Origin of the sequence: Nonomuraea sp. NPDC050790, assembly GCF_044456745.1 — a bacterium.
Taxonomy (GTDB): Bacteria; Actinomycetota; Actinomycetes; order Streptosporangiales; family Streptosporangiaceae; genus Nonomuraea.
On record NZ_JBITGF010000002.1, the window covers coordinates 584,984 to 603,664 of the forward strand.

Here is an 18,681-nt window from a genome sequence, read left to right on the forward strand (position 1 = left end):
CTCCGCCGTCCGCGGTTTGGCAGGTCTCGTGTATCAGTATGGCCTGATAAGGGAGCGCCGTAACTGTGGGGCAGGAGGAGAGGGCTAGCATCGGTTTACGTGGCGAAGGTAACGGATCTCCTGAAACGCGTCCTGGTCGGCAGGGCGCTGCGCAGCGGTCAGCTGCACGAACAGCTGCTTCCCAAACGCATCGCACTGCCCGTGTTCGCGAGTGACGCCCTGTCCTCGGTGGCCTACGCGCCACAGGAGATTCTGGTCATCCTGTCGCTGGCGGGTGTGTCGTTCTACCACTACAGCCCCTGGGTGGCGATCGCGGTCGTCATCGTCATGCTCACCGTGGTCGCCTCCTACCGGCAGAACGTCCACGCCTACCCCAGCGGCGGCGGCGACTACGAGGTCGCCACCACCAACCTCGGCAAGAACGCCGGCCTGACCGTGGCCAGCGCCCTCATGGTCGACTACGTGCTGACCGTGGCGGTCTCGGTCGCCAACGGCGTCGACTACGTGGGCGCGACGGTGCCGTTCGTGGCCGAGCACAAGCCGACCGTCGCCATCGTCATCGTCATCCTGCTCACGGTCGTCAACCTGCGCGGCATCCGGGAGTCGGGCTTCGCCTTCGCCATCCCGACTTATGCGTTCATGGCCGCTGTCATCGGCATGATCGTCTGGGGCGGCATCCGGCTCCTGGTCCTCGACGACGACCTCAAGGCCCCCACCGCCGACTACGGGATCGTGGCCGAGCAGACCAACCTGACCTCCTTCGCCGCCGCCTTCCTGATCCTGCGCGCCTTCTCCTCCGGCTGCGCCGCCCTTACCGGCGTCGAGGCCATCAGCAACGGCGTACCCGCCTTCCGCAAGCCCAAGAGCAAGAACGCCGCGACCACGCTGCTCATGATGGGCCTGGTCGCGATCACCATGTTCGGCGGCATCATCGCGCTCGGCCTGGTCTCCGGCGTGAAGGTGTCCGAGCACCCGGCGCTGGACATCCTCATCGACGGCAAGCCGGCCGGCGAGGGCTACTACCAGCAGCCGATCATCTCCCAGGTGGCCGACGCGGTCTTCGGCAGCGGGTCGCTGCTGTTCGTGGTGATCTCGGCGGTGACCGCGCTGATCCTGTTCCTGGCCGCCAACACCGCCTTCAACGGCTTCCCCGTGCTCGGCTCGATCCTGGCCCAGGACCGCTACCTGCCCCGCCAGTTGCACACCCGCGGCGACCGCCTGGCCTTCTCCAACGGCATCGTCATCCTGGCGCTCGGCGCCTGCCTGCTGCTGTGGGGGTTCCAGGCCGACGTGAGCCGCCTGCTCAACCTCTACATCGTCGGCGTCTTCGTCTCGTTCACGCTCAGCCAGACGGGCATGGTCATCCACTGGACGCGCCACCTGAAGACCGAGACCGACCCGAGGGTGCGCCACCAGATGCACCGCTCGCGGACGATCAACTTCTTCGGCGGCATCATGACCGGGCTGGTGCTGATCGTGGTGCTGCTGACGAAGTTCCTGGTCGGCGCGTGGATCGTGTGCATCGCGATGCCGATCCTGTTCCTGATGATGAAGGCGATCCGCCGTCACTACGACAACGTGGCCGCCGAGCTGGAGATCACCGAGGACTACGAGCCGTCGATGCTCCCGGCCCGCAACCACGCGATCGTGCTCGTCTCCAAGGTCCACAAGCCGACCATGCGCGCCCTCGCCTACGCCCGCGCCACCCGCCCGTCCACGCTGGAGGCCATCACGGTCGGCGTCGAGGGCGACGATGCCCGCCGCCTGCAGGAGGAGTGGGAACGGCGGGGCATCCCGGTCCCGCTGAAGATGCTCGACTCGCCCTACCGGGAGATCACCCAGCCGGTCCTCGACTACGTCAAGACGCTGCGCCGCCGTTCCCCTCGCGACGTCATCACCGTCTTCATCCCCGAGTACGTCGTCGGCCACTGGTGGGAGCACCTGCTCCACAACCAGAGCGCGCTGCGGCTCAAGGCGCGGCTGCTGTTCAAGCCGGGCGTGATGGTGACCAGCGTGCCGTGGCAGTTGCACTCCTCCGACCGGCTCAAGGGCCGTCCGGAACCGTTCGCGCCCGGCTCGGTGCGCCGCCCCTGGCATCAGGTCATCAAGGACGAGGAGCAGCTCACGGGGAAGAACGAGCGCTGACCAGCGCGTGCAGGCGGGCGGTGTCGGCCGTGCTCCACCCCCGCGGCGCGGCGACGGCCGCCCAGCCTTCGGCCACGTTCGCGCCGTAGACGTGGCCGTGCCCGGCCGGGACGCTCAGTGCGACCGACATGTCCCCCAGCACCTGCCAGAACGTCACCAGCGGGAACCAGTTCATCTGCGGGTTGACGTCCGGCCCGCGCGGCGCGGTCAGCCACTCCGGCTTGGCGTAGATGAGGTCGGTCGACCACCAGACGACCGGGTCGGAGGCGTTCTGCAGGTAGACCACCCGCGGGCGCTCCCAGGGGCCGGGCGGCCAGGCCAGGTCGTCCGGGTACTGCCCGAACCGCACCGTCCTGCCCTGCTCGAACACCGGCCGCCACACCGGGCTGTCCCGCTCGCGCCCCGCGGTCACCGCCCGCCAGATCGGGTTGGCGTCCGGCGGCCCCACGAACAGCGCCCCGTCCGCCCTGCGCACCAGGTCCCGCAGGTCGTCGAAGGCGTGTTCCAGCTCGAAACTGCCCAGGCTCTCCCCGGAGACGACCAGCAGCGGCCGCGCGCCCTCCGGCAGCCGCTCCCACCGCGCGCGCACCGCGTCGAACAACGCCCTGCCCGCCCGTGCCGCCTTGCCGCGGTCCACCAGGAAAGACACCCAGCTCGGCAGGTAGGAGTACTGCATCGCGACCATCGCGCTGTCGCCGTTGTACATGTACTCCAGGCTGTCGGCGATCCGCTCGTCCACCCACCCGGTGCCCGTCGTCCCGAGCACCGCGAGCACCGGCCGCGCGAACGCGCCCGTCCTTTCCAGCTCCTGTACGGCCAGCGCCGCCTGGGCCGCCGGAGTGGAAGCCGACTGCAGGCCCACGTAGACGCGGATCGGCTCCACCGGCCGCCGGCCCGAGAAGGCGCGCAGCCGCGGCGTCGCGATCGCGGTCCCGGCGAAGTTGCGGCCCTCGCGGCCCAGCGAGTCCCAGCCCACCAGCGAACCCGCCCCACCCGACACCTTCGCGGAACCCGGCCGGCGCACGCCCGGATCGGTGGTGCCGTTGGCGACCGAGGAGGCGTCGTTGACCGCGTTGACGAAGCCCGAGAACAGCACGTCGTTGGCCAGGATCCCGACGAGGCTGGCCACGATGACGATTCCGGTGGCCTGGGCGATGGGCACCGGGACGAAGCGGTCCAGCCAGGTGATCAGTTTGCGGCCGGCCAGCCGTACCGAACGGGCGAGAAGCAGGAAGAGCGCGAACAGCGCGACGCTCAGCGCCAGGATCGCGGGCGGGAACCAGGTGATCTGGCCGCTCATCCCCATGAGCGCGCGCAGTTCGACCTGCCAGCCGAGGCTGTACCACAGCGCCACGCCCGCCAGCGCGACGCACGCCGCGATCAGGGCCCGCCAGGCGAGCACCCGCCAGCGCTCGGGCGGACGGTAGTCGATCAGCGCCCGCCCCGCCGCGCCCGCGCTCGCCCCCACCGCGTAGCCGATGATGCCGGTGACCCCGCCCATCACGCCCTGCATCACCCATGGCCTGGGCAGCAGCGTCGGGGTCAGCGAGGCGCAGAAGAACAGCGTCGCCACCAGCGTGCCCCCGAACCCGAGCCGCCGTCGCACCACCCGCCCCTCGCACATGACTACATAGCGTAGTTAAGGCGGTGCTCGGTGGAGTCGGGCGGGTGAGGGCCTAGGCTGTACTGCTGTGGAACAGGCGACTCTCGAACTAACGGTAGGCCCGGTCGCGCACGGCGGCTGGTGCGTGGCACGCCATGACGGGCGGGTGGTGTTCGTACGCCACGCGCTGCCCGGGGAGCGAGTCCGTGCCCGGGTCACCGAGGAGACGACCCGGTTCCTGCGCGCCGACGCCGTCGAGATCCTTGAGCCCTCGCCCGATCGGGTGGTGCCGCCGTGCCCGTACGCCGGGCCGGGCCGCTGTGGCGGCTGCGACTGGCAGCACGCCACGCTGGAGGCGCAGCGCGCGCTGAAGGCCGACGTGGTCGCCGAGCAGTTGCGCCGCCTGGCGGGGATCGACCGCAAGGTCGTGGTGGAGGAGGTTCCGGGGGCGCCGGAGGGGCTCGGGTGGCGTACCCGGGTGCAGTTCGCCGCCACGCCCGCCGGAGAGCTCGGCTTCCGCCACCACCGCTCCCACGACATCGAGGTCGTCGACGCCTGCCTCATCGCCCACCCGGAGGTGGAGGCGGTCGGCGCCGAGTCCCGCAACTGGAAGGGCGCCTCCGGGGTGGAGGTCATCGCGTCCTCCGGCGGCGAACGCAACGTCGTCATCGCCCCCCGCCCGCGCCGCACCGTCGCCGTCCCCGACTTGGAGGCTCCCGCCTCCATCCTGGTCAACCAGGGCAAGAGCCGTACCGACGCCAGGCACGGTTCAGGCAACCTCCACGAGCAGGCGGGCGACCGCGAGTTCCGGGTGACCGGAAGCGGCTTCTGGCAGGTCCACCCCGGCGCCGCCGAGACCCTCCTCGACGCCGTCCTCACCTACGGCCAGCCGGAACCCGGCGAGTGGGCCCTGGACCTGTACTGCGGGGTGGGCCTGTTCGCCGCCGCGCTGGCCGAACGGGTGGGCGACGAGGGCGCCGTCTTCGGCCTGGAGTCGGAGGCCGCCGCCGTCCGCGACGCCCGCGCCAACCTGCGCGACCTCCCGCAGGCCAGAGTGGAGCGGGGCCGCGTGGAAGAGGCCCTCGACCGCTTCCAGATCGAACGCGCCGACCTGGTCGTCGTCGACCCGCCCCGCTCGGGCCTGGGCCGCGAAGTGGTCGACCGCATCGCCTCCCTGGAGGCCGCCCGGATCGTCTACGTCTCCTGCGACCCCGCCACCCTGGCCCGCGACCTGGCCTGGCTCGCCGAACGCGGCTACCCCCTAACCGACCTCCGCACCTTCGACGCCTTCCCCATGACCCACCACGTAGAATGCGTAGCCCTCCTGGTCAGGGCATAGCCCGCCGACCGGCCGTGAGCTCGCCGACTCCTGCGGTCCCGGATAGCGCACAAGGCGTCGCGCAGCGACCCTTGGGGGATGGGACGTTCGGACGGGGACCCTTCACAGAGCGGTCCGTGGGCGTCCGTTCAGTCGTCCATCTGGGCAGCCTGGCGGCCTGTCATGCTCCACGCCGATCGGAGGGGGCATGTCGGGGACTTGCTTGACAGTGATTGGGAGTGTCGCGATGCTCGCGGGGCCCCATCGATGTACGGGCTGAGCTGGCGGGGACCGAAGATCTGTCGCCGAGGTGCTGCCGGTTGCGCTCGTGCTGGACCTGGCTCCGGTCGAGCTGCTCGGCACTTGTCAGGTGGGGCTCCAATGCCGTTGTGGCTCATGAGGTTTCTCGCACGAAGACGACGCGGCCAGCGGTGAGGTCAGGCCGGGCGACGTAACCTGCGTCGAGCCATACGGCCTGTGTGTGCTTGGGATCGCTTCCCCACCATGCGGGATGCCTGCTCGCGCTCGCCGGGAGCTCCTCGCCGATGACGGAAGCGATCTCTGCGAACGTCATCTCGATGCGGTCGTGGCCGTCGTCCTGAAGGCGCCGGGCGAGCCGCTCGTACTGACTTCGGCTGATCATGACCGGCTGCCCAGCTCTTCGTCCGCGGCGGCTGCGGTCATCAGCGACCGGTACGCCCGTTGGTAGGTTGCTCGAATCGTTGCGACCGAGACCGGCCAAGTGGATCTCGAATGTTTCACCCACCCATCCTCTCCGTACTGGAAGAAACGGCGCCTTGAAGAGTGATGGCCGATCGTCGTGCTGGCCGGCCTCGCTACTCGGTGCGGGGGTGGCGCCATTTGATGATCAGGGCGCGCAGTCCGGCTGCCAGAGTGAACCCCACGCCCAGTACCCCGGCCTGGTCCCAGGGCACGGGCCGTTCCCCGCTGATCCATGCCGCCGACGCATACAGGCAGAAGACCGCCACGCCGGTGGCGGCGGGCGTGAGCAGGGAGTGGGGCAGGAGTTGGCGGTGCCACCAGCCGAGTGCCCTGATCGGGGGACTCAAGGCTGTGGCCATCGCCACCAGAACCTTTTCGATTGGGGTCACAGCCAGCCCATTCGCTGGGCGGTGCGGATGGCCTCCAGGCGGTTCTGGGCGTTGAGTTTGGTCATGGCGCTGGACAGGTAGTTGCGGACGGTGCCTTCGGTCAGGTGGAGTTCGGTGGCGATGCGGGAGATGGGGGCGCCGTCGCCGGCCAGGCGCAGGGCGTCGCGTTCGCGTTCGGTCAGCGGGCTGTCGCCGGCGGCCATCGCGGCGGCGGCCAGTTCGGCGTCCAGGTAGCGGCCGCCGGCCATCACCTTGCGGATGGCCATCGCCAGTTCCTCCGCGGAGGCGTCCTTGCCGAGGAAGCCGCTGACGCCGGCGGCCATCGCGCGGCGCAGGTAGCCGGGGCGGCCCAGGCTGGTCAGGATGACGATCTTGCACTGGCTGCTGATCTGCTCGGCGGCGGTCAAACCGTCCATGCCGGGCATCTCGATGTCCAGGACGGCCACGTCGGGGTTGTGGGCACGGACCGCGGGGACGACCTCGTCGCCCCTGCCCACCTGGGCCACCACCTCGATGCCGTCCTCCAGGTCCAGGAGGGCGGCCAGGGCGCCGCGGATCAGGTGCTCGTCGTCGGCGAGCAGCACGCGGGTGGTCATACCGCGGCCCGCAGGTGGTAGACGCCGTCGGTGGCGCCGGCGCTCAGCGAGCCGCCGGCCGCGCTCAGCCGCTGGGACAGCCCGCGCAGCCCGCCGGGCTCGCCGGCGCTCGGCGAGATCCCGTCGTTGGACATCTCCAGCACCCCATTCCTGATCGTGATCGTGCACCGCTGCGCGGTGCTGTGCTTCAGTATGTTGGTGGCGCCCTCGCGGATCACCGCGGCCAGCAGCGTGCGGGCCTCGGCGGGCAGGTCGTCGGTGTCGTCGGTGTCGATCACGCAGTGCACGTCCGCCGCCTCCAGCACGGCCCGCACGCTGGAGATCACCTCGCCGAGGTCGAGCGTCCGATAGTTCTGTACGGCGGTGCGAACCTCCCGCAACGACCGCCTGGCCAGGTCCCGTACCTCGAACATCTCCGCCGAGGCCCGCGACGGATCCTCGCCGAGCGTGGACGAGGCCCGCGCCGCCCCGGCGGCGATGTCGGCCAGGCTCTGCCCGAGCAGGTCGTTGAGGTCGCGGGCGAAGCGCAGCCGCTCCTCGGAGACGGCCAGCGCCGACTTGGCCTCCTCGCCTTCGTGGGCCTCCTTGGCGATCTTCCAGATCCGCAGGTTGGCCAGTGTGCCACCGGTGACGATCAAGGTCACGACCAGCACGACGACGACGACCTCGGCCCCGGCGATGATCCCCATGAACACGCAGGTCGCGATCGTCACGAGGGCGACCACGGGCCAGTAGACGCGCCAGCGCAGGAACGGCGACACGACCGCCAGCCACACCGGCAGCAGCCAGACCATGGCGTAGTTGGCGAACCCGAGCGCGAGCACGGCGGCGACCACCAGCAACAGGGTCGGCCGCCGCCCGCCGCGGCTCCAGATGCGCAGGGGCCGGGTGGCGATGCCGTAGAAGACCACGAGCAGGACGAATCCCGCCACCAGTGCCGGTTTGGGCGCCAGGTTCTGCTGCCAGGCGACGACGAGCTGGACGACGCTGATGAAGGTGGCCAGGTACATGAAGTCGCACGAGTACAGGAACAGCCACCGGATCCTGTCGAGCTTGCTGGCCCTGATCATGCCGGCACCGCCGCGCGCAGGAGGAACTCGTCCGAGCCGGTGGCCGAGGCGGAGAAGGTGCCGCCGGCGGCGGTCAGCCGTTCCGACAGGCCGCGCAGACCGCTGCCGCTGGTGCGCTGGGGCCCCTTCACGCCGTTGTTGCGGATCTCCAGGACGCCCCGGTCGATGGTGATGGCGCAGCGGGTCGCCCGACTGTGCTTGAGGATGTTGGTGCCGCCCTCGCGTACCGCCCACGCCAGCAGCGAGCGGGCGGCGGGCGACAGGTCGTCGGTGCTGGTCTCGACCGTGCAGCGGGCGCCGGCGGCCTCCAGAGCGGCGCGCACGGTCGACAGCTCGCGCGACAGGTCGAGCGAGCGGTAGCCCTCGACGGCGGCATGGACCTCGGCGAGCGCGTCCCCGGCCAGCTCGCGGACCTGGGCCATCTCGCCCGCGGCGCGGCCGGTGTCCTTGACCGACAGCTTCGCCGCCAGCTCGCTCTTGAGGCTGATCACCGACAGGCTGTGGCCGAGCAGGTCGTGCAGGTCGCGGGCGAAGCGCAGCCGTTCCTCGGCGACGGCCAGGCGGGACTTGGCCGCCTGGCTCTCGTGCGCCTCCCTGATCGTGCGCCAGAGCCACACCCACAGCCAGAACGCCAGCGGCGTGACCACCAGGGTGATGCCCTCGCCCACCACGGCCAGGACCGGCGGAATCCTGGAGACGAAGACGGCCACGGGAATCGTGATGGCGGCCAGCGCCACGCCGAACACGACGCTCACCCGCCACGGGACGCTGATCGCCAGCCCGGACAGCCACAGACTGGCGACGATCTCCCAGGTGCTGGTGCCGAGGCCGGACGGCGTGAGCGCGATCGCGCCCAGCGTGGCCACACCGGAGACGGCCAGCAGGACGGTGGGCCTGGGCTTGTCGTCGAAGGCGGCGCGCAGGATGAACGGGAAGGCGATGAACTGCGTCAGCAGCAGCGCCGCGACGACCAGCGCGCGCCACACCGGCAGCATGCCTTCGATGACGAGTCCGAGCATCATGAACGTGAACGCGACCGCGATGAACGCGATGACGCCGTCCATCCAGTAGAGCAGCACTTTTCTGGCCAGCTCCGGCCGGGCCGCCATCAAAAGCCCTCCTCCGACAAATACCCCCTGACCCGCAGAATCCTACTGTTCACGCACGGGTGCGCCAGAGGATCCGGGCCACCTCCTGCGGAGGAGCCGCGCCGCGCAGCGACAACCAGGCCAGCTCGTAGCGGGCCGCGAACGTCGTCAGCTTGCGCGCGTCTATCTCGCCGAGGTCGTCCGCGCTGACCAGCACGGCGGTGAGCGCGACGCGCCGCCACGCCTCGGCGGGGTCGGCGATGCCCTGCGCCCGCGCGATCTGCCCATGAGCCGCCCGTACGGCTTCCGCCACCCGCCGCATCCGGCCCTCCGGCGCGTCGCGGGGCTCGATGGCGGCCAGCAGGTTCACGGTGGAGATCCGGGCCCCGGCGTCGTGGGTGAGCTTGAGCAGCGCCGCGTCGGAGGCGGACAGGCCGTCCGCCTCCAGCGGGAAGGTGAAGGTGACGTGCAGCGGACGCTCCTGCTGCAGCGCGCGCAGCGCCCTGGCCCGGCGCAGCACCACGTCGGCGTTGGCGCCGTCGTGGAGCTCGAAGTCGGCGAAGCGGGCGTCGAACGCGCTCACCACCCGCCGGTAGGCGGCGGTCAGCGTGGTGGTGCCGTCGCAGGCGTCGGCCAGCTCCTTGCCCGCCGGGCCGCCGAACGACAGGCCCGCGTCGGCGCCGCCCGCGCGCAGCCGCCCGAGGCGGTTGGCGACCGGGTTGCTGCCGGGGTCGAGCTTGCCGCCCCACTTGGGCACGCAGCCGTCGCCGCCGGAGACCACGTGACCGAGGGCGTACCAGCGCACGCCGGTGCGGCGGCTGTGGTCGGGCAGGTTGAACCCGGGGGTGCGGGCGGTGTCGACGAACGCGACGAACGCGCTCGGCCCTTCGGCGGCCAGGGGCTGCGGGGTGGCGGTCAGCGGCGCCGGCCCGGCCGTGACGGGCGCGGCCACCGGGGTTCCGGACGTGGCGGCGGGGGTCTTGGAGGTGGCAGCGGGGGTCTCGGGCGTGGCCCGCGCGGGGAGCAGCCACACGGCCACGCCGGTGGCGGCGGCCAGGGCTAAGGCGGCCGTCATCACCAGGGAACGCGGGGGAGTCCCTGGCTCTCTCTTGTGCCGGCTGCTCGGCATAAGCGACCCTTCGTGGCGGGGCGGCTACCGAATGTGAAACTAGCAAGGGTGCCCGCGGGCGCGGAGCCGTTCTGCGGATTTAATGGCCCTATGAAGTTGAGGATCTTCACCGAACCGCAGAAAGGCGCCTCCTACGACGAGCTGCTGGCCGTCGCGCAGGCCACCGAGCGGCTGGGGTTCGACGCGTTCTTCCGTTCCGACCACTATCAGCGCATCGGCCAGGGCGACCCGGGCAGCGGCTCCACCGACGCCTGGATCACCCTGGCGGGCCTGGCCAGGGAGACCTCCCGCATCCGCCTCGGCACCCTGGTCTCGCCCGCGACCTTCCGCCTGCCCGGCCCGCTGGCGATCAGCGTCGCCCAGGTCGACCAGATGAGCGGCGGCCGGGTCGAGCTCGGCTTCGGCACCGGATGGTACGAGAACGAGCACACCTCCTACGGCATCCCGTTCCCACCGGTCGGCGAGCGTTTCGACCGCTTCGAGGAGCAACTGCGGATCGTCACCGGCCTGTGGAGCGCCGACGGCCCGTACTCCTTCGACGGCGCCCACTACCAGCTCAAGGACTCGCCCGCGCTGCCCAAGCCGGCCCAGCGCCCGCACCCGCCGATCATCATCGGCGGCTTCGGCGCCAAGCGCACGCCCCGCCTCGCCGCGCACTACGCCGACGAGTTCAACGTGCCCTTCCGCACCGTGGACGAGACCGGCACCCACTTCGACACGGTACGGCAGGCCGCCGAGGTCGCCGGCCGCACGGTGCGCATGTCGGCCGCCCAGACCGTCTGCGTGGCCGCCGACCAGGCCGGCCTGGAGCGCCGGGCCAGGGCGATCGGCACCGACCTGGCCCAGCTCCGCGCCAACGGCCTGGCGGGTACGCCCGCCGAGGTGCTGGGCAAGCTGGAGCAGTTCGCCAAGGTGGGCGCGGAGCACGTGTATCTGCAGGTGATGGACCTGAGCGACCACGACCACCTGGAGCTGATCGCCGCCGAGATCCTGCCCCACGTGTAGGAACGGCGATTTTGGTTGGCGCGCGCCGTACCCGATAAGTCAGACTTCCGGAGTGCTACTGACGATCTCGACCACCGCCGAGCCGGCCACCGACCTGGGCTTCCTGCTCCACAAGCATCCCGACCGGGTGCAGGAGTTCGGGCAGTCCTTCGGGACGGCGACGGTCTTCTATCCAGAGGCGGACGAGCGGCGCTGCACCGTGGCCCTCCTGCTGGAAGTGGACCCGGTGGCGCTGGCCAGGTCGAGCGGGAAGAGCTCGCCCGACTTCAGCCTGTCGCAGTACGTCAACGACCGACCCTACGCCGCCTCGTCGCTGATGGCGGTGGCGCTGGCGGACGTGTTCAGGACGGCTCGGGCCGGGCGCTGCAAGGCGCGGCCCGAGCTGCCGGGCACGCCGCTGCCGCTGGAGGTCTCGCTGGTGTGCCGGGGCGGCGCGGATCTGGCCCGCGGGGTGTTCGAGCCGCTCGGCTGGGCGGTGGAGGCGGCAGCCGTACCGTTGGACGAGGGGTTCGCCGAGTGGGGCGAGTCGCGGTACGTGCGGCTGACGCTGCGCGGGACGCTGCGGCTGGCCGACGCGCTCAACCAGCTCTACGTGCTCCTGCCGGTGCTCGACGACGCCAAGCACTACTGGGTCGCGCCCGACGAGGTGGACAAGCTGCTGCGGGCCGGTGAGGGATGGCTGCGCGAGCACCCGCTGCGCGGCGTGATCGCCCGCCGGTACCTGGGCAGGCGCTGGACGCTGGCCCGCTCCGCGCTGGCCAGGCTGGCCGAGCTGGGCGACGAGACCGAGGAGCAGTTGGAGCCCGCGCTGTCGGAGGAGGCCGCGCCGGACGAGACGGCCGCGGACGAGGCGGTCGCCGCCCAGACCGAGGAGGCGCTGGAGGAGACCGAAGAGGCTCAGGAGGTCCAGGAGCCGGAGAAGGCCAAGCCGCGGCCGCTCAACGTGCTGCGCCGCGAGAGCGTCCTGGCCGCCCTGGAGGAGCTGGGCGCCTCCAGCGTCATCGATCTCGGCTGCGGCCAGGGCGAGCTGGTCGGCGCGCTGCTGGCCAGGCCGCGCTTCGCCCGCGTCGCCGGCGCGGACGTCTCGCCGCTGGCCCTGGCCATCGCCGCCCGCAAGCTGCGCCTGGAGCGCATGTCCGACGCCAAGCGGGCCAGGCTCACCCTGTTCCAGGGCGCGCTGACCTACACCGACAAGCGCTTCGCCGGCTACGACGCCGCGGTGCTCATGGAGGTCGTCGAGCACGTCGACCCGCCCAGGCTGGCCGCGCTGGAGCGGGTGGTGTTCGGCGCCGCCAAGCCGCGGCACGTGCTCGTGACCACGCCGAACATCGAGTACAACGTGCGCTACGAGTTCCTGGACGGGCTGCGCCACCGCGACCACCGCTTCGAGTGGACGCGCGCGGAGTTCGCCGCCTGGTGCGCGGGCGTGTGCGAGCGGTTCGGCTACACCGTCGACCTCAGGCCGGTCGGCGAGGAGGACCCCGAGGTGGGGCCCTCGACTCAGATGGGGGTTTTCAGCCGTGGTTAGCGTTCCCGAACTGTCCCTCGTGGTGCTGGTGGGGGTCTCGGGCAGCGGGAAGTCGACCTTCGCCGCCAAGCACTTCAAGCCGACGCAGATCATCTCCTCCGACTTCTGCCGCGGCCTGGTCTCCGACGACGAGAACGACCAGAGCGCCACCCCCGCCGCCTTCGACCTGCTCCACCACATCGTGGGCGTACGGCTGAGCCGCGGCCTGTTCACCGTGGTCGACGCCACCAACGTGCAGTACCCGGCCCGCAAGAGCCTCATCGAGCTGGCCAGGCAGCACGACGTGCTGGCCGACGCCGTCGTCCTCGACGTACCCGAGGACGTGGCGATCGCGCGCAACGAGACGCGGCCCGACCGCGACTTCGGCCCCGGAGTCGTCATCAGGCAGCGCAAGGACCTGCGCCGCTCCCTCGGCAAGATCAACCGGGACGGCTTCAGGAAGGTCCACGTCCTGCGCGGCCTGGAGGAGATCGAGAACGCCGAGGTCACCTACGAGAAGGCGTGGAGCGACCTGCGCCATCTGCACGGGCCGTTCGACATCATCGGCGACGTCCACGGCTGCCGCGCGGAGCTGGAGCGGCTGCTGGCCGAGCTGGGCTGGCAGGGCACGCACCACCCGGAGGGCCGCACCGCGGTCTTCGTCGGCGACCTGGTCGACCGCGGGCCCGACACGCCCGGCGTGCTGCGCATCGTCATGGACATGGTCGAGGCGGGCACGGCCATCTGCGTCGCGGGCAACCACGAGCAGAAGCTCGTGCGCGCGCTCAACGGCCGCAAGGTGCGCGTCGCGCACGGCCTGCAGGAGTCGCTGGACCAGCTCGCCGCGAGCGAGCCGGACTTCGTCCAGCGGGCGCGGACGTTCATGGACGGCCTGCTCAGCCACTACGTCCTCGACGACGGCAAGCTGGTCGTCGCGCACGCCGGCCTCAAGGAGGCCTACCACGGGCGGGCCTCCGGCCGCGTGCGCGCGTTCGCGCTCTACGGCGACACCACGGGCGAGACCGACGAGTACGGCCTGCCCGTGCGCTACCCGTGGGCCGAGGAGTACCGGGGCCGCGCCATGGTCGTCTACGGCCACACCCCGACCGTGAAGCCGGAGTGGATCAACAACACGATCTGCCTCGACACCGGCGCGGTGTTCGGCGGCGAGCTGACCGCGCTGCGCTACCCCTCGCGCGAGCTGGTCTCCGTGCCCGCCGAGCAGGTCTGGTACGCCTCGGTCAAGCCGCTCGGCGGCGGCCACACCCGCGACCCCGGCCAGCTCGACATCGGCGACGTCCAGGGCACCCGCTACGTCGAGACCCGCTTCGGCCCGAGGGTGAAGGTGTTCGACACCAACGCCGCCGCGGCGCTGGAGGTCATGAGCCGCTTCGCGGTGGACCCGCGCTGGCTGGTCTACCTGCCGCCGACCATGGCGCCGCCGGAGACCTCGCAGCTCGACGGCTACCTGGAGCACCCGGCGCAGGCGTTCGAGGAGTTCGCCGCCGCCGGGGTCACCGAGGTGGTGTGCGAGGAGAAGCACATGGGCTCGCGGGCGGTCGCCGTACTGGCCAGGTCGCCCGAGGCCGCGGCGGCGCGCTTCGGCGTGACGGACGGCGGCGCGGGCGAGATCTTCACCCGCACCGGGCGGCGCTTCTTCGACGACACCGCGCCGCTGGTGGACCGGCTGCGCGCGGCCGTGGCCCCGCTGTGGGACGAGCTCGGCGCGGACTGGCTGGTGCTCGACTGCGAGCTGCTGCCGTGGTCGGCGAAGGCGGGCGAGCTGATCAGGTCGCAGTACGCCTCCGTGGGCGCGGCGGCGCGCACCGTGCTGCCCATGGCCACCTCGGTCCTGGAGACGGCCGCCGGGCGCGGCCTGGATGTGAGCGGCCTGCTGGACCGCACCCGGCGCCGGCAGGACAACGCTGCCCGATTCCGCGAGGCATATGCGCGCTACTGCTGGCCCGTGGACGGCCTGGAGGGGGTACGGCTGGCGCCGTTCCAGATCCTGGCCTGCGGGGACGGGCAGAGCGGGCGCAACACCGCGCTGGAGCCGCACGCGTGGCACCTGTCCATGCTGGGCCGCCTGGACTCGGAGCTGATCACGCCGACCAGGCACGTGTTCGTCTCGCTGGACTCGCAGTCCTCGCGGGAGGCGGCGACGGCCTGGTGGGAGTCGCTGACCGCGGAAGGGGGCGAGGGCATGGTGGTCAAGCCCGCCGCGTACACGCCCGGACGGGTGCAGCCGGGCGTCAAGGTGCGCGGGCGCGAGTACCTGCGCATCATCTACGGTCCCGACTACACCGAGTCGCTGGAGGTGCTGCGCCGCCGCTTCCTCGGCAAGAAGCGCTCGCTGGCGCTGCGCGAGCACGCGCTGGGGCTGGAGGCGCTGTCGCGGCTGGCCGAGGGCGAGGCGATGTGGCGCGTGCACGAGCCCGTCTTCGCCGTGCTGGCGATGGAGACCGAGCCGGTGGACCCGCGGCTCTGACAACTTCCGGTCGCCGGGTCGCAACTTCCGAAGGTGCCGGGGGCCGCCGCGCCGATCGTACGGTGGCGGTCCCAACGGCGTTCGGAAGGAAGCTGACATGAGATCGTCCCTGCTCGCGGGGCTCTGCGTGCTCCTCGTCTCGGGGGCCGCGCACGCCGCGGTCCCCGAGGCCGGCGTGGTCAAGCTGGACTCCGGCCGGATCCGCGGCCAGACACAGGCCGAGGTCACCACCTTCAGCGGCATCCGGTACGCGCGCCCGCCCGTCGGCCCGCTGCGCTGGAAGGAGCCGGTCCGGGCCGAACCCTGGGCCGGGGTGGCCGACGCCACCAAACCGGGCGAGCAGTGCACGCAGGCGGAGGCGGGCAAGCAGGTCGGCGCGGAGGACTGCCTGTTCGTCAACGTCACCGTCCCGGCCAAGCGCACGGGCAAGCGGCTGCCGGTCATGGTGTGGCTCCACGGGGGCGGCTACACCACCGGCAACGGCCACGCCTACGACGCCCGCCGCCTGGCCGCCAAGGGCGGCGTCATGGTGGTGACCGTCAACTACCGGCTCGGCGCGTTCGGCTACCTCGGCCTGCCCGGCCTGGCGGGGTCCGGCACGTTCGGATTGGCCGACCAGTTGGAGGCGCTGCGCTGGACCAAGCGCAACGCCGCGGCCTTCGGCGGCGACCCCGGCAACGTGACCCTGTTCGGGGAGTCGGCGGGCGGGATGAGCACCTGCGCGCTGCTCACCTCCCCGGCCGCGCGCGGGCTGGCCCACCGGGCGATCATCCAGTCCGGCTCCTGCATGCTGGAGTGGGTCAGCGGGACGTACGTGCCGATCCCCGGCATGCCGTCCTTCACCCCCTACACCTCCCTGAAGGCCAACCAGGCGAACGGACTGGAGGCGGCGAAGAAGCTGGGCTGCCCGCGGGGCGAGGAACTGGAGTGCCTGCGGGCCAAGCCCGCCGCCGCGCTGATGCCCGTCAACGAGAGCTTCTCCAGCAATCTCGCGTACGGCACGCCGCTGCTGCCCCGCGAACCTGCCGAGGCGCTGCGCCAGGGCAGGTTCATGAGGATCCCGGTGCTGTCCGGCGGCACCAAGGACGAGGGCAACGGGTTCGTCGCGGGCGCCGAGCGGGCCGGGCTCCGGGTGACCGCGGAGAACTACCCGCAGCTCATGAAGGGCGCCTTCGGCGCGCACGCCGGCGCCGCGACGAAGAAGTACCCGCTGTCGGCCTACCGGAGCCCGGCCCTGGCCTGGGCCACCGTGGCCGGCGACCGCGCCTGGGCCTGCCCGACGCTCTGGGCGGACCGCGCGATGGCCGAGCACACCCGGGTCTACGCCTACGAGTTCGCCGACGAGAAGGCGCCCAACCTGGGCGGCGTGCCGGCCGGCTTCCCGCCGGGCGCGCAGCACGCCGGCGAGCTGCCGTACCTGTTCGACCTCGGCGGGCAGCCCTGGGACCTCACCGCCGAGCAGTGGCGGCTGGCCGACCGGATGGTCGCCGCGTGGACCTCCTTCGCCCGCACCGGCCGCCCCGGCGGCTGGCCCGCCTTCTCCGGCAGCCGCGCCGTCAGCCTCAAGCCGGCCGGCCAGGGCGGCATCGGCCCCGTGGATCTGGACCGGACGCACCGGTGCGGCTTCTGGAGCGGGACAATCGGGAGATGACAGACTCGGCACGCATGATCAGGGTGCTGCTCGTCGACGACGACCCGATGGTACGCGGCCACCTGCGCACCATCCTCGGCTCCAGCCCGGAGATCGAGGTCGTCGGGGAGGCGCGCGACGGGGCCGAGGCCGTGGAGGAGGTCCTGCGCGGCCGGCCCGACGTCGTGCTCATGGACCTGCGGATGCCCGGCGTGGACGGCGTCACGGCCACCGGGGAGATCTCCGCCCTGGCCGAGCCGCCGACCGTGATCGCGCTGACCACGTTCGACTCCGACACCCACGTGCGTGCCGCGCTGGCCGCGGGGGCGAGCGGATACCTGGTCAAGACCACGCCTGCCGAGGACCTGCTCAACCTCATCCGGGTGGCGGCCGACGGGCACGTGGTCATGTCGCCGATCGCCGCCCGGCGCCTGGTGTCCAGGGCCGAGCGCGGCGAGAGCGCCCGCGCCAAGGTCGGGGAACTGGCCGAGCGTGAGCGCGAGGTGCTCGCCTGCCTGGGCGAGGGCCTCACCAACCCGGAGATCGCGCGGCGGCTGTTCCTGTCGGAGACGACCGTGAAGAGCTACGTCTCGCGGCTGCTGGCCAAGCTCGGCCTCACCCACCGCACCCAGGCCGCGCTGCTGGCCCATCAGGCGGGCCTGCTGCCGGGTGACCCGCCGTGACCAGGCCCGACCTGTCCGCGGGCGACCGCCGTACCATGCTCGCGGCCTCGGCGGGCGCGGCCGTGCTGTGCGCGATCGCGCAGGTCCTGCTGTTCGCGGGCGGCGGGCCGGTCGTGGAGCTGGTGGTGAACCTCGTGGTCGACGTCTGCCTTCTGGCGGTGGTACGGCTGCCGCGTACCGTCGGCGTGGTCACCCTGGCCGCCGCGGCGGCGCTGGCCCTGAGCGACGGGCCCACGCAGGTGTCCGCTCCGCTGGCGGCGCCGCTCGTGGTGTCGTTCCTGGTGTACGTGCTGCCCTGGCGCCAGGCGTTCGCCTTCGCGGCGGGGCTGGCGCTGCTGGCGATCCCGATCTGGGCGCCGACCTGGACCGCGCTGTACTTCTCGCTGTCGGCCACGGCGCTGCCCGCGGTCGTGGCGCTGTGGCTCAAGACCCGGTACGCGCTGGTGCGCTCGCTGCGCGGCAGGGCCGAACTGGCCGACGCGGAACGCCGCCTGCTCGCCGAGCGCGCCGAGGTCGCCGAGCGGCGGCGGCTGGCGGCCGAGATGCACGACATCGTCACCCACCACGTCACCGAGATCGTCCTGAACGCCGAGGCGCTGCGGGTGACGGCCCGCGAGGAGGCGGCCCGCACCGCGGCCGACCAGATCCGCCGCGCGGGGGCCCGGACGCTGGAGGAACTGCGCGAGCTGATGCAGGTGGTCGCGGGTGACGACCTGCCGGGGCCGGGCTCGGGGTCGGGCGGCGGGCCGGGCTCTGGCCGGGGGCCGGGGTCGGGTTCCGGTGGTCGGGGGCGGGCGGATCGTGACACCGGGGGTGATCTGGCGGAGCTGGCCTCGGGGGAGGGGGTCACGCTGGAGGTGTCCGGTGATCCGTCCACGGTGCCGCCGGTGGTGGCGCGGGCGGCGTACCGGGTGGTGCAGGAGTCGCTGACCAACGCCCGCAAGCACGCGCCCGGCGCGCCCGTGACGGTCACGCTCGCCTACCCGGGCGACCGCGTGGAGGTCGAGGTACGCAACCCGGCGCCACGGCCCACGCCCGATCCGGCGGCGGCCGGATCCGACCTCGCGGCCCGGTTTGATCTCGCGGCCGGGTCCGATCCCGCGGCCGGGCTCGATCTCGCGGCTGTCGCGCCCGGTCTGGCGGCGGCCGGGTCGGGGATGGGGCTGATCGGGCTGCGGCGCAGGGTGTCGCTGCTCGGCGGGGCCTTCGCGGCCGAGGACGACGGTTCGGGCGGGTTCGTGGTCACGGCCACGATCCCGGCCGACCAGCGTCCGTGAACTGTCGGTCGCGGATGCCAGACTGCGTCG

15 protein-coding genes are annotated in these 18,681 nt (G+C 72.1%); 8 read left to right on the forward strand and 7 right to left on the reverse strand.

The annotated features are described in order from the left end of the window. The first annotated feature begins 99 nt into the window (after positions 1–99). Positions 100–2,145, forward strand: coding sequence for an APC family permease (locus ACIBEJ_RS11170; protein WP_397182512.1), 2,046 nt, complete (start codon positions 100–102; stop codon positions 2,143–2,145). Here ACIBEJ_RS11170 and ACIBEJ_RS11175 read toward each other — a convergent pair. After that, the gene (locus ACIBEJ_RS11175; RefSeq protein WP_397182513.1) at positions 2,123–3,769 is read right to left on the reverse strand and encodes an alpha/beta hydrolase; all 1,647 of its coding nucleotides are present in this window, start codon (positions 3,767–3,769) and stop codon (positions 2,123–2,125) included. The genes ACIBEJ_RS11170 and ACIBEJ_RS11175 overlap by 23 nt on opposite strands. A 67-nt stretch (positions 3,770–3,836) precedes the next feature. Here ACIBEJ_RS11175 and ACIBEJ_RS11180 point away from each other — a divergent pair, with 67 nt between their 5' ends. After that, a complete protein-coding gene (locus ACIBEJ_RS11180; RefSeq protein ID WP_397182514.1) occupies positions 3,837–5,087 on the forward strand; it encodes a class I SAM-dependent RNA methyltransferase in 1,251 nt (416 codons plus the stop codon). Between the two features lie 373 nt (positions 5,088–5,460). Here ACIBEJ_RS11180 and ACIBEJ_RS11185 read toward each other — a convergent pair whose 3' ends face one another. The 6 genes from ACIBEJ_RS11185 to ACIBEJ_RS11210 form a co-directional block, all read right to left on the reverse strand. Continuing rightward, positions 5,461–5,832, reverse strand: a complete 372-nt coding sequence (locus tag ACIBEJ_RS11185; protein WP_397182515.1) for a hypothetical protein — start codon at positions 5,830–5,832, stop codon at positions 5,461–5,463. A 70-nt stretch (positions 5,833–5,902) separates the two neighbouring features. Then, a complete protein-coding gene (locus ACIBEJ_RS11190; RefSeq protein ID WP_397182516.1) occupies positions 5,903–6,148 on the reverse strand; it encodes a hypothetical protein in 246 nt (81 codons plus the stop codon). Between the two features lie 26 nt (positions 6,149–6,174). Next, entirely contained in the window at positions 6,175–6,774 is a 600-nt protein-coding gene (locus ACIBEJ_RS11195) for a response regulator transcription factor (RefSeq protein ID WP_397182517.1), read from the reverse strand. After that, on the reverse strand, positions 6,771–7,844 hold the full coding sequence (locus ACIBEJ_RS11200) for a sensor histidine kinase (protein WP_397182518.1): 1,074 nt from the start codon (positions 7,842–7,844) through the stop codon (positions 6,771–6,773). The genes ACIBEJ_RS11195 and ACIBEJ_RS11200 overlap by 4 nt, the downstream gene beginning before the upstream one ends. Further along, positions 7,841–8,953, reverse strand: coding sequence for a sensor histidine kinase (locus ACIBEJ_RS11205; protein WP_397182519.1), 1,113 nt, complete (start codon positions 8,951–8,953; stop codon positions 7,841–7,843). Before ACIBEJ_RS11205 ends, ACIBEJ_RS11200 begins: the two co-directional genes overlap by 4 nt. A gap of 49 nt (positions 8,954–9,002) precedes the next feature. Further along, on the reverse strand, positions 9,003–10,007 hold the full coding sequence (locus tag ACIBEJ_RS11210) for a hypothetical protein (protein ID WP_397182520.1): 1,005 nt from the start codon (positions 10,005–10,007) through the stop codon (positions 9,003–9,005). 144 nt (positions 10,008–10,151) lie between these two features. Between ACIBEJ_RS11210 and ACIBEJ_RS11215 the strand changes: the two genes are divergently transcribed. From ACIBEJ_RS11215 to ACIBEJ_RS11240, 6 genes are all read left to right on the forward strand, one after another. Next, a complete protein-coding gene (locus tag ACIBEJ_RS11215; RefSeq protein WP_397182521.1) occupies positions 10,152–11,066 on the forward strand; it encodes an LLM class F420-dependent oxidoreductase in 915 nt (304 codons plus the stop codon). 52 nt (positions 11,067–11,118) lie between these two features. Then, positions 11,119–12,594 carry a 3' terminal RNA ribose 2'-O-methyltransferase Hen1 gene (locus ACIBEJ_RS11220; RefSeq protein ID WP_397182522.1) on the forward strand — a complete coding sequence of 492 codons (1,476 nt, stop codon included), beginning with the start codon at positions 11,119–11,121 and terminating at the stop codon, positions 12,592–12,594. Then, entirely contained in the window at positions 12,587–15,061 is a 2,475-nt protein-coding gene (locus tag ACIBEJ_RS11225) for a polynucleotide kinase-phosphatase (protein WP_397182523.1), read from the forward strand. Before ACIBEJ_RS11220 ends, ACIBEJ_RS11225 begins: the two co-directional genes overlap by 8 nt. A 97-nt stretch (positions 15,062–15,158) precedes the next feature. Beyond that, a complete protein-coding gene (locus ACIBEJ_RS11230) occupies positions 15,159–16,712 on the forward strand; it encodes a carboxylesterase/lipase family protein (RefSeq protein WP_397182524.1) in 1,554 nt (517 codons plus the stop codon). Further along, complete coding sequence (locus tag ACIBEJ_RS11235) at positions 16,709–17,374, forward strand: response regulator (protein WP_397182525.1); 666 nt, start codon at positions 16,709–16,711, stop codon at positions 17,372–17,374. The genes ACIBEJ_RS11230 and ACIBEJ_RS11235 overlap by 4 nt, the downstream gene beginning before the upstream one ends. Further along, complete coding sequence (locus ACIBEJ_RS11240; RefSeq protein ID WP_397182526.1) at positions 17,371–18,651, forward strand: sensor histidine kinase; 1,281 nt, start codon at positions 17,371–17,373, stop codon at positions 18,649–18,651. Before ACIBEJ_RS11235 ends, ACIBEJ_RS11240 begins: the two co-directional genes overlap by 4 nt. The last annotated feature ends 30 nt before the right edge of the window (positions 18,652–18,681 follow it).

Bases quoted from the DNA above. Each gene is read 5' to 3' on its own strand.
- ACIBEJ_RS11230 (WP_397182524.1), top strand. From the start codon at position 15,159: ATGAGATCGTCCCTGCTCGCGGGGCTCTGCGTGCTCCTCGTCTCGGGG.
- ACIBEJ_RS11205 (WP_397182519.1), bottom strand. From the start codon at position 8,953: ATGGCGGCCCGGCCGGAGCTGGCCAGAAAAGTGCTGCTCTACTGGATG.
- ACIBEJ_RS11215 (WP_397182521.1), top strand. From the start codon at position 10,152: ATGAAGTTGAGGATCTTCACCGAACCGCAGAAAGGCGCCTCCTACGAC.
- ACIBEJ_RS11190 (WP_397182516.1), bottom strand. From the start codon at position 6,148: ATGGCCACAGCCTTGAGTCCCCCGATCAGGGCACTCGGCTGGTGGCAC.
- ACIBEJ_RS11210 (WP_397182520.1), bottom strand. From the start codon at position 10,007: ATGACGGCCGCCTTAGCCCTGGCCGCCGCCACCGGCGTGGCCGTGTGG.
- ACIBEJ_RS11175 (WP_397182513.1), bottom strand. From the start codon at position 3,769: ATGTGCGAGGGGCGGGTGGTGCGACGGCGGCTCGGGTTCGGGGGCACG.
- ACIBEJ_RS11200 (WP_397182518.1), bottom strand. From the start codon at position 7,844: ATGATCAGGGCCAGCAAGCTCGACAGGATCCGGTGGCTGTTCCTGTAC.
- ACIBEJ_RS11195 (WP_397182517.1), bottom strand. From the start codon at position 6,774: ATGACCACCCGCGTGCTGCTCGCCGACGACGAGCACCTGATCCGCGGC.
- ACIBEJ_RS11235 (WP_397182525.1), top strand. From the start codon at position 16,709: ATGACAGACTCGGCACGCATGATCAGGGTGCTGCTCGTCGACGACGAC.